Below are 12,992 nucleotides of genomic sequence, written 5' to 3' on the forward strand. Positions count from 1 at the left end.
CGACGAATTTCCGCCGCGCTGCCCTCCCTGAACTCACGGAATGGTGACCGATGCCCATGCTGCACCCTGTTCCCTTCGCGCCTCAGACAACGCTTCACTGGCCTGAAAGTGTCGGCCTGAGCGCACACCCGCCCGCTGCGTCCGGTGCCTATCGGGCACTGAGCGAACGGGTCAACCAACTGCGTGATGAGCTGGCCAGCGAGAGTGCCGAGCGACGGCATGAACTGGCACAGAAGGAACGGCTGGCCGACCGGCACGAGGCGCTGCTGCGGCTGTTGCCGGGTGGTGTGGTGGTGCTCGATGAGCGCGGCATCGTCACCGAGTGCAATCCGGCCGCGATCGAGCTGCTGGGCGAACCGTTGCTCGGAGCGCGCTGGTCGACAGTGATCGAGCGCTGTTTCGCACCGCAGGCCGGTGATGGCCATGAGGTCTCGCTGAAGGATGGCCGGCTGATCGCACTGGCCACCCGCTCGCTGGAGGGGGAGCATGGGCAGTTGATCCTGCTGACCGATCAGAGCGAAACCCGCGCACTACAGCGCCGTCTGCACCGCGATGAACGGCTGGTCAGTCTCGGCAGGATGATGGCGGCGCTGGCCCATCAACTGCGAACGCCGCTGGCGGCCGCGATGCTCTACAGCGACCAGTTGCGCAGCGAACGGCTGTCGGCCGAGCGGCGCGACCGTGCAGTGCAGCGGCTGACCGAGCGGTTGCAGCACATGGAGGAGCAGATTCGGCAGATGACGGTGTTCATCAAGGGTGAGGTGACCCTGACCGAGCAGATCACCCTGGCGCAGCTGCTGGAGCAGATCGAGCGCAGCGCCGAGGTGGCGGTCACGGCGGCCGGTGCCCGCATTGACTACCTGCTGGAGGCACCGCCGGCGCTGCTGCGCTGCAACCAGGCGGTGCTGGTCGGTGCGGTGGTCAATCTGATCAACAATGCGTTGCAGGCGGCCACTGCGCAGCCCCGGTTGCGGGTGGCTGTGACGCGGCTCGATGCCGAGCACATCGCCATCCGCGTCGATGACAACGGCCCTGGACTGCATGGCCGCGAGCAGGCGGCGCTCGGTGAGTTCTACACCACCAAGAGCAGCGGCACCGGCCTCGGTCTGCCGGTGGTGCTGGCGGTGGCGCGCGCCCACCATGGCGACTTTCTGCTCACCGACCTGCCGGGCCTGCAAGGGCGTGACCCGGGCGGTGCCCGTGCCGAGCTGCGGCTGCCGGTCGTGCAGTGGCTGACCTGAGCCATGCACCGCACCCTCCAACCCGCAATCCGGGAGCCGAACCCATGATGAACCGGACAACCATTCTGGTGATCGAGGATGACCTCGATCTGGCCGAGGCCTTGACCGAAACCCTGGAGCTGGCCGGTTTCGATGCCTGCAGCGTCAATTCGGGCGAGGCGGCGCTGGCGCGGCTCGAACAGATCGAGCCCGGCCTGCTGCTGTGTGACGTCAACATGCCCGGCATGGATGGCCATCAGCTGTTGCAACAGGTCAAGGGCAGCCGACCGATGTTGCCGGTGGTGCTGATGACCGCCTACGGCTCGATCGAAAAGGCGGTGCAGGCGATGCGGCAGGATGCGGCCGACTATCTGGTCAAACCCTTCAGCAGCGAGCGGCTGATCGAAACGGTGCGGCGCCATCTACCAGCGACCTCGATCGACGAGCATGATCCGCTGGCCGAGGCCGCCAGCAGTCGACGCCTGCTGGCGCTGGCGCAGCGGGTGGCACAGAGCGATTCGAATGTGCTGATCTGTGGCGAGAGCGGCACCGGCAAGGAGGAGCTGGCCCGTTTCATCCACCGCCACTCGCCCCGTGCCAGCCAGCCCTTCGTCGCGATCAACTGCGCCGCCATTCCCGAGAACATGCTCGAAGCGACGCTGTTCGGCCATGAGAAGGGCGCCTTCACCGGCGCCTACCAGAGCCAGCCAGGCAAATTCGAGCAGGCCAACGGTGGCACCCTGCTGCTCGATGAGATTTCCGAGATGGCGCTGCCGCTGCAGGCCAAGATTCTGCGCGTGCTGCAGGAGCGCGAGGTGGAGCGGATCGGTGGCCGGCGCACCCTGCAACTCGATCTGCGCATTCTGGCCACCACCAACCGTCTGCTGCATCAGGAGGTCGAGCAGGGGCGCTTTCGCGAGGATCTCTACTATCGCCTCAGCGTCTTTCCGCTGGAGTGGCTGCCGCTGCGCGAGCGGCACGAAGACATCCTGCCGCTGGCGCGGCGGCTGCTGGCCCGCCATGCCCAGCGTGCCCAACGCCCGGCGCCGCTGCTGACGCCGGCTGCCGAGCGCGCGCTGCTGGCCCATCCGTGGCCGGGCAATGTGCGCGAACTCGACAACGTGTTGCAGCGGGCGCTGATTCTGCAGGAGGGGTGTGAGATCGATCTCTCGCAGCTCCACCTCGGCCCCCTGACCGGAACCGCTTCCCATTCTGTCAGAGTCGCCATCTCGCACAGCGAGCCAGTCACCGCCGCCACCGACCTTGGCAGCGATGTGAAGTCGCATGAGCATCGCCTGATCATGGAGACACTGCGCCGCTGCCAGGGCAGTCGCCGTGACAGCGCCCAGCAGCTCGGCATCAGCGAGCGGACCCTGCGTTACAAGCTGGCACAGATGCGCGAGGCCGGTTTGGCGCTGGAGGTCTGAGCTGGCACAGCGAACGCCGGTCTGCATCACGACATCCCGTTCTCGACGCGGTCACTCCAGCAGTGGCCGCTGTCGTTTCAGCCCTTCCCGAATTCCTGTCGCTGGCCCGCGCGTGGCGGCCATGACCCCGCAGAGTTGGCCTGATCCCTGCTATCTACTGATCGAACCGCTGCAGAACCGGGTCAGCAGGGCGGTTTCGTCAAGGAACTGACGCCGAACTGCCCCGGAACATGTTTGAAGAACAAAAAACGTCGAAAGTCCGTCCATGTCGATGACAGGAGAGAACCATGGTGAACCGCATCAACGACCGCAGCGACATTCAGCAGCTGCTGCAGCAGATGCGCTCGATCAAGGCCGAGATGAACAGCCAGCGTTCCGATGTGGGCAGCGTGCCCGGCATGGAGATGGCCGGGATCGGTGCTCCAGCGGTCACCTCCAGCAGCGGATTCGGCGACCTGTTGCGGCAGGCGGTCGACGGGGTCAACGACATGCAGAGCAAATCGGCGCAGTTGGCGCAGGCCTATGAGCTGGGGCAGCCCGGGGTCGACATCACCCAGGTGATGGTGGCGATGCAGAAGTCGAGCCTCTCATTCCAGGCGCTGACCCAGGTGCGCAACAAGGTGGTCGATGCCTATCAGACCATCATGAACATGCCGATCTGATCAAAGAATGATTTTTCATATCAATACAGTACATTCACAACGCAGGCAGGGTTGAAAGAATATGGAGACGCTTCCGGCAGCTTCGCAAGCTCAGAACAGCGGTGGCATGGGCCTGCTCTCCGGCATGGTCAATCTGCCACTGCTGCGCCAATTCGGCCTGCTGGTCGGGCTGGCCGCCAGTGTCGCCATCGGTGTGGCCGTTGCGCTCTGGTCGCGCGAGGAGCCCTACATGCCGCTCGACGCCGCGCTGGGTGGCGCCGATGCCGCGCGGGTGGTGAGCCTGCTCGATGCGCAGAAGATTCCCTATCACATCGATCCCAGGAGCGGGGCGCTGCTGGTGCCTGCCGACAAGATGCAGATCGTCAAGATGAAGATGGCCGGCGCCGGCCTGGGTGGCGAACGCGCGCAGGGCTACGAACTGCTCGACCATGAATCGCCATTCGGCAGCAGCCAGTTCATGGAGGCGACCCGCCTGCAGCGCAGCCTCGAAGGAGAACTGGCCCGCACCATCACCGGCATGTACGCGGTGCGCAGTGCCCGGGTGCATCTGGCGCTGCCCAAGTCGACCACCTTCGTGCGTGGCGGCAACAAGCCGCGCGCCTCGATTTTCGTCGAGTTGCAGTCGGGCAATGCGCTGACGCCGGATCAGGTGAGCGCGATGGTCAATCTGGTCACTTCCAGCGTGGCCGATCTGGATGCCAAGGATGTCTCGGTGGTCGACCAGAAGGGACGACTGCTGTCGCGCAACGAGGAGGAGGGTGCGCTGGCCGATGCCGGAAAGCAGCTCGAACATGTCCGCCGCATCGAGGAGTCGCTGATCGGCCGGGTGCGGCGCGTGGTTGAGCCGCTGGTGGGCTATGACCACTTCACCGCCGAGATCTCGGCCGATGTCGACTTCACCGAACAGGAGCAGACCAGCGAGCAGTACCAGCCCGACCCGCCGGCGCTGCGCAGCGAGCAGACGCTGGTCGAGCGGATGATGGGGGGTGCCGGAGATCGGGGCGGGGTGCCGGGTGCGCTCTCCAACCAGCCACCCGGTGCCGTCAGCGTGCCGGAGGTGGCCGCCAGGCCGACGACTCCGCCGCTGCCGGCCGAGGCCGCAGCGGGTGCAGCGGCTTCCAGCAGTGCCGAAACCGGCCGCAGCCGCAATCAGGCCACCCGCAACTACGAGCTCGACCGCACGCTGAGCCACACCCGGCAACAGGTGGGCAAGGTGCGCCGGCTGTCGATCGCAGTGGTGGTCGACGATCTGCCCGACCTCGCCCCGCCGAAGAAAGGCAGTGCCAAAAAGGGTGCGGCAGAGGGCAAGGAGGCGGCCAACGCCGTGCCGCGACGTGCCTGGAGCGACGAGGAGCTGCGCAAGCTCACCGAACTGGTCAAGGGTGCGACCGGCTATGACGCCGCGCGCGGCGACACCCTGAGCGTGGTCAACTCTTCCTTTGTGAAACGGGAAATCGAACCGGCTGGTGAGCCGGTGGCTTTCTGGAGCGAGCCCTGGTTCTGGAGTCTGGCCAAACAGCTGCTGGGTGGGCTCTTTGTCGTGCTGATCGCCATTGCCATCCTGCGGCCGGTGATGAAGAACATCTCTGCCTTTTCGGGCACGCGCCCTGCCACGCTGGTGGCCTACCCGGCCGGCACGGTGGTGATGGGAGAGGGCGGCGAGATGATGCAGACGGCGGCGCCGATCACCGAACCGGGCCGGATGATCTCGTTCGATGGCAGCAAGAGCTATGAGCAGCAACTGGATGCGGTCAAGGGACTGGTGCAGCAGGATCCGGGGCGGGTGGCGCAGGTGGTCAAGAAGTGGGTGAACGACGGTGAGTGAGCGCGGCAACTCTTCGCTGCGGCCGATCCAGCGTGCCGCCATCCTGCTGATGACCATCGGTGAGGAGAACGCCGCTGCCGTGCTGAAAAACATGGGGCCGAAGGAGGTGCAGCGGGTCGGTGCGGCAATGGCCGAGCTGAACAACATCTCGCGCAGCGATGTCGAGCAGGCGGTCTATGGTTTTGTCGATGAGGCCGGTGACCTGACTGGCCTCGGGGTGGGCAACGACCAGTACATCCGCAAGATGCTGGTCTCGGCGCTGGGTGAGGACAAGGCCAAGAGTCTGGCCGACCGCATCCTGATCGGCGGCAACACCAGCGGCCTCGACACCCTCAAGTGGATGGATGCCCGTTCGGTGGCCGGGATGATCCGCTACGAACATCCGCAGATTCAGGCCATCGTCATTGCCTACCTCGACGGTGACCATGCCGCCGAGGTGCTGGTCAACTTTCCGCCACAGGTGCGGCTCGACATCATGATGCGCGTCGCCCGGCTCGACACCGTGCAGCCCGAGGCGCTGCAGGAGCTGAACCGGATCTTCGAGCGCCAGTTCTCCGGCGGGGCCGGTACCCAGAGCGCAACGCTGGGTGGCGTCAAGACTGCGGCCGAGATCATCAACAACCTTGACAGCTCGATTGCCGCGCAGGTGATGGAGGGCATTCGCGAAGAGAACGAAGAGATGAGCAACAACATCCAGGATCGGATGTTCGTCTTCGACAACCTGATCGGCATTGCCGACAGCGGCATTCAGGTGCTGCTGCGCGAGATCTCCTCCGAGAACCTGATTCTGGCGCTGAAGGGCGCCGACGAGGCGCTGAAGCAGAAGATCTTCGGCAACATGTCCAAGCGTGCCGGTGACATGCTGCGCGATGACCTCGAAGCCAAGGGGCCGGTGCGGGTCAGCGAGGTCGAGGCCGCGCAGAAAGAGATTCTTGCCGTGGCGCGGCGTCTGGCCGATGCCGGGACGATCATTCTCAGTGCCGGCGGCGGTGAGGAGATGCTCTGATGACGAAGAGTCTGCTGCTGGATGTCGAGAGCGTGCGCAAGCTCTACCGCTGGGCGCCGCCGCAGATCAGTTCAAGTGGCGAGGTGATTCGCTCGCCCGATGCCGCGCGGCAGGCCGAGGTCGAAGAGCAGGTGGCGCTGCGCGTCGCGGCGCTGAAGGCGGCCGCCCAGGCCGAGGGCCATGCGGCCGGCTACGCGCTGGGGCGCGAGGAGGGCGAGCGGGCCGGACGCGAAATCTGGCAGAACGAGGCAGCACGCCTGACCCGGCTGCTGGCCCATCTGGCCGATCCGCTGGCCGAGCGCGAAGCCGAGATCGAGACCGCGCTGCTGAATCTGGTCATCGAGATCAGCCGCGCCTTGCTCGAACATGAACTGAAGAGCTCGGGCGAGACGGTACTGAGCGTGGTGCGCCAGGCCATTGCCGCACTGCCGAAGGGCGCGGAGCAGGTCAGCCTGCTGCTGCATCCCGACGAGCAGGCGCTGCTGCTGAAGCTGCCGCAGAAACTGCCGCTGACCATCGAGGCCGATCCCGGCGTCAGCCGTGGCGGCTGCCGGATCGAAAGCCGCGACAGCTGCATCGATTTCACCACTGAGTACCGCTTTCGTGAACTGGTCAGAAACCTGCTGGGCCGCGAGCTGAGCGCGGCGCAGCGCTTCATCGATCCGGCGGTGGATTCGACATGACCAGGCCGCAGCTGCTGGAGCGGATCGCGCGCTATCCGCTCGACACCGCTTCGCCACCGCGTCCGCTGGTGTCGGGTCGGCTGGTGCGCTCGGTGGGGTTGACGCTCGAAGTGGTCGGCCTCGGTGCTGCGCTGGGGGAGTGCTGTCTGATCGAAAGTGCCAACGGACAGCATATCGAAGCCGAGGTGGTCGGTTTCGACGAGGGCAAACTGTTTCTGATGCCGATGCGCCGCATCGGCGGACTCAAACCGGGCGCCCGCGTGCTGCCCGGTGGCGATGAGGCACGCATCGAGGTGGGCGACGCGCTGCTCGGGCGGGTGATCGACGGACTGGGTCTCCCGCTCGACGGCCTGCCACCGCCGCAATGCAGCCACACCATCCCCTTTGCCGGACCGATGATCAACCCGCTGCGGCGATTGCCGGTGCGCGAGCCACTCGATGTCGGCATCCGCGCCATCAACGGCCTGCTGACCGTCGGCCGCGGTCAGCGCATGGGGCTGTTTGCCGGCAGCGGCGTCGGCAAGAGCGTCCTGCTCGGCATGATGACCCGCTTCACCACCGCGCAGATCGTCGTCGTGGGGCTGGTGGGCGAGCGCGGCCGTGAAGTGCGGGAGTTCATCGAACACAACCTCGGCGCCGAAGGGCTGGCACGCGCGGTGGTGGTGGCCGCACCGGCCGACGAATCACCGGTGATGCGGCTGCGGGCCGCCCGGCTGGCCACCCGCATCGCCGAACACTTTCGTGACCAGGGCCACGACGTGCTGCTGCTGCTCGACTCGCTGACCCGCTTCGCCCAGGCGCAGCGCGAAGTGGCGCTGGCCATCGGTGAACCGCCGGCCACCCGTGGTTATCCGCCCTCGGTCTTTGCCCAACTGCCCGAGCTGGTCGAACGTGCCGGCAATGGCGATCAGGGCGGTGGCTCCATCACCGCCTTCTACACCGTGCTGATGGAGGGCGATGATGACCAGGATCCGGTGGCCGACTCGGCGCGGGCGATTCTCGATGGCCACGTGCTGCTGGCCCGCCGGCTGGCCGAAGAGGGCCACTATCCCGCCATCGACATCGAAGCCTCGATCAGCCGGGTGCAGCCGCAGGTGGTGTCGGCCGGGCAACTGGCCCAGGCGCAACGCTTCAAGCAGCTCTACTCGGCCTATCAGCGCAGCCGTGAACTGATCCAGATCGGCGCCTACCAGCGCGGCGCCGATGCCGACACCGATCTGGCCATCCAGCTGATTCCGCAACTGCGCGGCTACCTGCGTCAGGGATTGAACGAAAGCTTCTCGCTGGCCAGCAGCAGTGGTGAACTGGAACAGCTGTTCAACACCGCTGAAACCGCCGGCCGATGATCAACAGCAAGGCGATCTGGCCAGTGGTGAAGCTGGCCGAAGAGCGCGAACAGACGGCGCTGCTGGCACTCAATCAGGCTGCCGGTCAGTTGCGCGAGGAGCAGCAGCGGTTCGACCAGTTGCGCGGCTACCTCGACGACTACCTGTCATCCACGCCCGGCGACTACCCGCTGCCCGGAGCGGCCTTCATGCTGCAGAATCGCCAGGGTTTCGTCGATCGGCTCAAGGTCGCCATCGGCCAGCAGGAGCGCCGACTGCTGATCGTCCGCAACGACCATGCGGCGCTCGAGGCCGGCTGGCGCGAACTGAGACTGCGCCGCCTGGGGCTGCAACAACTGGCCGAGGAGGCCGACCGCCAGGCCCGGCTGCGGGCGAACAAAAAAGAGCAGCACCGACTCGACGAAATGGCCACCCAGCGGGTGATCGCCAACCGGGTGCAGCGCTGACCCCAGTCCGGGAGTTGAAGAAGATGCGCAAGAAGCTCACGTTTTCGATCGCACTCCTGCTCCTTCTGGCCGTCACCGCGGCCGATGCCCGTCTGCATGACGGAGCGAGCGACTCCCATACACCTCCTGACCGGCACGGCGAACCCGCCTCCCGGAGCATCGCCTATGGCCGCGACGCGCTGCAACGGCTCGATGTCTGGACGACGCAGGAGCGCAGCCATCCCGCCCCGCTGGTGATGTTCGTGCACGGCGGCGGCTGGCAGCGCGGCAGCAAGGACAACGCCTCGAGCAGATGGCTGCCGGCGCATCTGACGCAACAGGGTTACGCCTATGCCTCGATCGACTACCGGCTGGTGCCGGCCGTCGCGGTCGAGCAGCAGGCCGAGGATGTCGCCCACGCACTGCGGGCGCTGCTCGACCGTGCGGCGGAACTGGGCATCGATCGCCGCCGGGTGGTGCTGATTGGCCACAGCGCCGGCGCGCATCTGGTTGCCCTGGTCGGCACGGACGAGCGCCATCTGAAGTCGGCCGGGCTCGGCTTTGCCGACCTCCGCGGTGTGATCGCCAACGACGGTGCAGCTTACGACGTGCCGGCGCAGTTGCAGGAAGATGCGCCGATGATGCATCAGACCTATCTCGAAGTGTTCGGCAGCGATCCGGCGCGTCAGTGGGCGCTTTCGCCCACTCACCAGGCCGCCGCGCCCAATGCGCCGGCCTTTTTGCTGCTGCACGTGCAGCGTCCCGACGCCGTGCGGCAAACCGAGGCACTGGGCCGCGCGCTCGCCGCCGCGGGCAGCGCGGTCGACTACGGCAGTTTTGCCGGCACTGGCTTGCGTGGCCACATGGAGATCAACCGCCGGCTCGGCGATCCCGATTACCCCGCCACGGCGCTGGTCGATGGCTGGCTGCGGAAGAACCTTGCTGAATGAAGCAGCGCCGGAGTGCACTCCAATCCGGCGCGCAGAGGCGTTTTAGCCCTCCTCCCCCGCCAGCTCCAGGCTCACGCTGCGGAACTGCGTGAGCGCCGCCTCCAGGTTCTCCACGATCTCCGCCGCCAGCACGTCCGGCTCGGGCAGGCTGTCGTCCTTCAGCCAGAAGATGTCGAGATTCAGCTTGTCGCGCTGGGCGAGTTCCGCGTAGCCGAAGCGGCGGAAGCGCTCGGTCTCCTGGCGCGCGTGGAAGCAGCGGATGAAGTCGTCGAAATCGCCCCGCTCCAGGCGCTTGGTCTTCAGCGTCTTGTGCACGTTGGTGCGGTAGTCGTAGACCCACAGCTCGCGCGTCTGCGCCTCGCGCGAGGCCGGGCGCTTGTCGAAGAACAGCACGTTCGCCTTCACCCCGGGGCTGTACCAGATGCCGGTCGGCAGGCGCAGCAGGGTGTGGAAGTTGAAGCCCTCCAGCAGCCGGCGGCGGATGCCCTCGCCGGCACGGCCGGCCTCGAACAGCACGTTGTCCGGCAGCACCACGCCGGCGCGGCCGTGGGTGTCGAGGATGGTCATGATGTGCTGCAAAAAGTTGAACTGCTTGTTGGACGTGGTGAACTTGAAGTCCTCGCGCTCGTAGTGCTCGCGCTCGGTGGTCACCGCGCCGTCCTCGCCCACCACCGTGTAGCTCGATTTCTTGCCGAACGGCGGATTGGTCAGCACCACGTCGAAGCGCCGGCCATCATCGCCGGCCAGGGCATCGCCCTGCACCACCGGGCTGCCGCCGTTGCCGATGCCGTGCAGGTAGAGGTTCATCGCGCACAGGCGCACCACCTCATCCACGATGTCCACGCCCTTGAAGGCCGTGTGGCGCAGCGCGTGCAGCCGCTGCCGGTCCTGGGTCTGCGTCTTCATGTGGTCGTAGGCGGCGAGCAGAGAGCCGCCGGTGCCGCAGGCCGGATCGCAGACGGTCTCGCCCACCGTCGGATTCACGCAGCGCACGATGGCCTCGATCACCGGCCGCGGCGTGAAGTACTGCCCGGCGCCGGACTTCACCTCGGCGGCGTTCTTCTCCAGCAGGCCCTCGTAGATCTCGCCCTTCACGTCCACGCCGAGGCCGATCCACGGCCCTTCGCGGTCGATCAGGCTGACAAGCCGCTTGAGCTTGGCCGGGTCGGAGAGCTTGTTCTGCGCCTTGCGGAAGATGGTGCCGATCAGCCCGTCCTCGCGGCCCAGCGCCTCCAGCGTGTGGCGGTACTGCAACTCCAGCGCGTCGCCATCGGCAGCGGCGATCTGCGCCCAGCGCCACTGCGGCGGAATGGCCGAGGCCTCGCCCAGCAGGTCCTCGCGCTCGGCGTCCATCTTCAGGAACAGCAGATAGGTGATCTGCTCCACGTAGTCGCCGTAGGAGATGCCCTGGTCGCGCAGCACGTGCGCGTAGTTCCACACCTTGGAGACGAGTTGTTCGTTGGTCATTGCGGGGGTGTTTCCTGTCGCGAAATTCGATTGTTCACGTGGGCACGCTGCGCTTTGCCCACCCTACGAGAGCGAAGCTGCCGACGATGTGGATGTAGTAGATGTAGGGTGGGCAAAGGCCGAAGGCCGTGCCCACGCGGAGCGTCGAGCTTGCGGTCCGTCCGCCATCATCTGCCGCTGCGTTGCCACTCGTTCAGCAGCGCCGGCTGATGGCGCTTCAGCCAGGCGCGCACTTCATCACGCAGATCGCGCGCGCTGGCGATGCACTGCTCCACGGCGCTTTCCGGCACCACATCGCCCGCGTAATCGGCCACGTTGCGCTGCTTGGCAAGGCGTCGAGCGTGATGATGCGGTCCGGGTCCAGCCCGATGGTGCGGCCCGGCGTCTGGATCATGGTCATGTGGTGTCCGGGGCGGCTGGTCAGGGTGCGGTAGCCGTTGGCCTGCAAGGCGGCATTGGCGAGCTGCATGATCGCCTTGTAGGCGGCGTCGAAGCGGTTTTCGGCGCTGATGCGGTCCACGCCCGCATCGGCCAGATTGCGCTCGGCGGCGCGCAGCAGTCGCGCAATCGCAGCCGGGTCCGGCTCGATGCGCTCCAGCGTTCGGCCGACCAGATTGTCCAGCGTCATGCGGCCTCCCCGATCAGCTCGATGCGCGGCCTGCCCAGCAGCTCGCGCACAAAAGCGTCTTCACTCGCCACCCGTTGCGCCCACTCGTCCGGCCGGTAGAGCTTTGGGTTGATTTCGCGCGTCAGCGCTTCCTGTAGGGGGTAAAGCGCACGTACCAACTCCGCCAGCGAAACATCGCCGATCACCAGCAGGTCGATGTCGCTGCCCGGCCGGTCCTTCCCGGCGGCGAAGGAGCCGAAGATGAACGCGCGCGCAATGCGATCGGTCAACGGCCCCAGCGCCGCGCGGATGGCGCTGGGAGCGCCGAGCGTCTTGCGCACGATGGCGGCCAGCTCGTCATGGATCGGGCAGGCCGGATTCGCCTGATAGTGGTGCTGGTTGCCGATCACGGTGCGGGTGAGCAAACCGGCCTCGACCATCCGGTCCAGCTCGCGCTTGACGGTCGCCACGCCCAGGCCGGTCTTGCGCAACAACTCCTTGAGGTAAAAGCTGCGCCTCGGCTCGCCATACAGCAGCGCCAGCAGACGCTGCTGGGTGGTGGTGAACAGCGCTTCGGCCAGAGCCGGCGCGTGTTCGATGGGCAGGGCGCTTGCGTTCATCATTGGTGAACTATAGTTCCCAATAAATGAACCATCAAGGTTTGGCGCGAGGCACACAGCGCCGACGGGTCGTAGGGTGGGCAAAGGCCACCAGGCCGTGCCCACGCGGGGCATTGCAGACACTGCGTGGTCCTGCACGAACCGCTGTTTTCCACCCCGTAGGGTGGGCAAAGCCCAGCGTGCCCACACAAAAGGCTCAATCGGGTTCACCAAACTGCCCGGCGGCGTCCGGTTTCACTCCGGCCCAATCGGCGGGCAAATCCCCGTTCGCCACATGCCGGTGAAACGACGAATAGGGCCAATCCGCCACCCGCGCCACCAGAGCGTGCTTGACCGGGTTGAAGTGGATGTAATCCACATGCCGCTTCAGATCCGTTTCATCGCGAATCTGATGCTCCCAGAAGCGCCGCTGCCAGATGCCCTTTTCGCGTTTGGCCTGCTTGCTTGCCGAGCGATCAGCCGCGGCATCGAGCCCCGTCGAAAACAGCCGCTTGATGGCCCCCCAGCGCCCACCGAAATCGGCGTCGCCCTCCGGCAGGCGCCAGATGGCATGCAGGTGATCCGGCAATACGCAAATCGCGACTGTGTGGAACGGATGGCGGGATTGAGTGATGCCGTAAGCGCGCCGCAACCGGCCGATGTGTTCCACCAGCGCACGGCTGCGGCGGTCGGCCAAGGTTACCGTGAAGAAAAAGGTGCCGCCGCTGACGAGGCTACGCCGGTAATGAGACACGGGACGCCTCCGGAATGACCG

Annotated in this window: 12 protein-coding genes and 1 pseudogene; 9 read left to right on the forward strand and 4 right to left on the reverse strand. The window is 66.2% G+C overall.

The genetic code is table 11. The features are described from left to right. Positions 1 to 56: 56 nt before the first annotated feature. The 9 genes from H7A13_11930 to H7A13_11970 all read left to right on the forward strand — a co-directional run bounded on the left by H7A13_11930 (position 57) and on the right by H7A13_11970 (position 9,544). Entirely contained in the window at positions 57 to 1,241 is a 1,185-nt protein-coding gene (locus tag H7A13_11930; GenBank protein ID MCP5334045.1) for a PAS domain-containing protein, read from the forward strand. Between the two features lie 44 nt (positions 1,242 to 1,285). Next, positions 1,286 to 2,647: a sigma-54-dependent Fis family transcriptional regulator gene (locus H7A13_11935; GenBank protein MCP5334046.1), complete on the forward strand. Its 1,362-nt coding sequence runs from the start codon at positions 1,286 to 1,288 to the stop codon at positions 2,645 to 2,647. A gap of 299 nt (positions 2,648 to 2,946) precedes the next feature. Continuing rightward, positions 2,947 to 3,309 carry a flagellar hook-basal body complex protein FliE gene (gene fliE, locus H7A13_11940; protein ID MCP5334047.1) on the forward strand — a complete coding sequence of 121 codons (363 nt, stop codon included), beginning with the start codon at positions 2,947 to 2,949 and terminating at the stop codon, positions 3,307 to 3,309. 106 nt (positions 3,310 to 3,415) lie between these two features. After that, positions 3,416 to 5,134 (forward strand): flagellar M-ring protein FliF, encoded by a 1,719-nt coding sequence (gene fliF / locus H7A13_11945; protein MCP5334048.1) that lies wholly within the window; start codon positions 3,416 to 3,418, stop codon positions 5,132 to 5,134. After that, a complete protein-coding gene (gene fliG / locus H7A13_11950) occupies positions 5,127 to 6,140 on the forward strand; it encodes a flagellar motor switch protein FliG (protein MCP5334049.1) in 1,014 nt (337 codons plus the stop codon). Before fliF ends, fliG begins: the two co-directional genes overlap by 8 nt. Beyond that, on the forward strand, positions 6,140 to 6,823 hold the full coding sequence (locus H7A13_11955; protein ID MCP5334050.1) for a hypothetical protein: 684 nt from the start codon (positions 6,140 to 6,142) through the stop codon (positions 6,821 to 6,823). Before fliG ends, H7A13_11955 begins: the two co-directional genes overlap by 1 nt. Continuing rightward, positions 6,820 to 8,169, forward strand: a complete 1,350-nt coding sequence (fliI, locus tag H7A13_11960) for a flagellar protein export ATPase FliI (protein ID MCP5334051.1) — start codon at positions 6,820 to 6,822, stop codon at positions 8,167 to 8,169. Before H7A13_11955 ends, fliI begins: the two co-directional genes overlap by 4 nt. After that, the gene (fliJ, locus tag H7A13_11965; protein MCP5334052.1) at positions 8,166 to 8,615 is read left to right on the forward strand and encodes a flagellar export protein FliJ; all 450 of its coding nucleotides are present in this window, start codon (positions 8,166 to 8,168) and stop codon (positions 8,613 to 8,615) included. Before fliI ends, fliJ begins: the two co-directional genes overlap by 4 nt. A 23-nt stretch (positions 8,616 to 8,638) precedes the next feature. Beyond that, the gene (locus H7A13_11970) at positions 8,639 to 9,544 is read left to right on the forward strand and encodes an alpha/beta hydrolase (GenBank protein MCP5334053.1); all 906 of its coding nucleotides are present in this window, start codon (positions 8,639 to 8,641) and stop codon (positions 9,542 to 9,544) included. Between the two features lie 42 nt (positions 9,545 to 9,586). Here the strand turns inward: H7A13_11970 and H7A13_11975 are convergent, their stop codons facing one another. From H7A13_11975 to H7A13_11990, 4 genes and pseudogenes are all read right to left on the reverse strand, one after another. After that, the gene (locus tag H7A13_11975; GenBank protein MCP5334054.1) at positions 9,587 to 11,011 is read right to left on the reverse strand and encodes an SAM-dependent DNA methyltransferase; all 1,425 of its coding nucleotides are present in this window, start codon (positions 11,009 to 11,011) and stop codon (positions 9,587 to 9,589) included. Between the two features lie 167 nt (positions 11,012 to 11,178). After that, a pseudogene (locus H7A13_11980) lies at positions 11,179 to 11,639 on the reverse strand (DNA-binding protein). Next, on the reverse strand, positions 11,636 to 12,217 hold the full coding sequence (locus H7A13_11985) for a MarR family transcriptional regulator (protein ID MCP5334055.1): 582 nt from the start codon (positions 12,215 to 12,217) through the stop codon (positions 11,636 to 11,638). Before H7A13_11985 ends, H7A13_11980 begins: the two are co-directional and overlap by 4 nt. Before the next feature lie 217 nt (positions 12,218 to 12,434). Continuing rightward, positions 12,435 to 12,971 carry a transposase gene (locus H7A13_11990; protein ID MCP5334056.1) on the reverse strand — a complete coding sequence of 179 codons (537 nt, stop codon included), beginning with the start codon at positions 12,969 to 12,971 and terminating at the stop codon, positions 12,435 to 12,437. Positions 12,972 to 12,992 lie beyond the last annotated feature (21 nt).

The organism is Pseudomonadales bacterium (assembly GCA_024234215.1).
Taxonomy (GTDB): domain Bacteria; phylum Pseudomonadota; class Gammaproteobacteria; order Pseudomonadales; family UBA5862; genus JACKOQ01.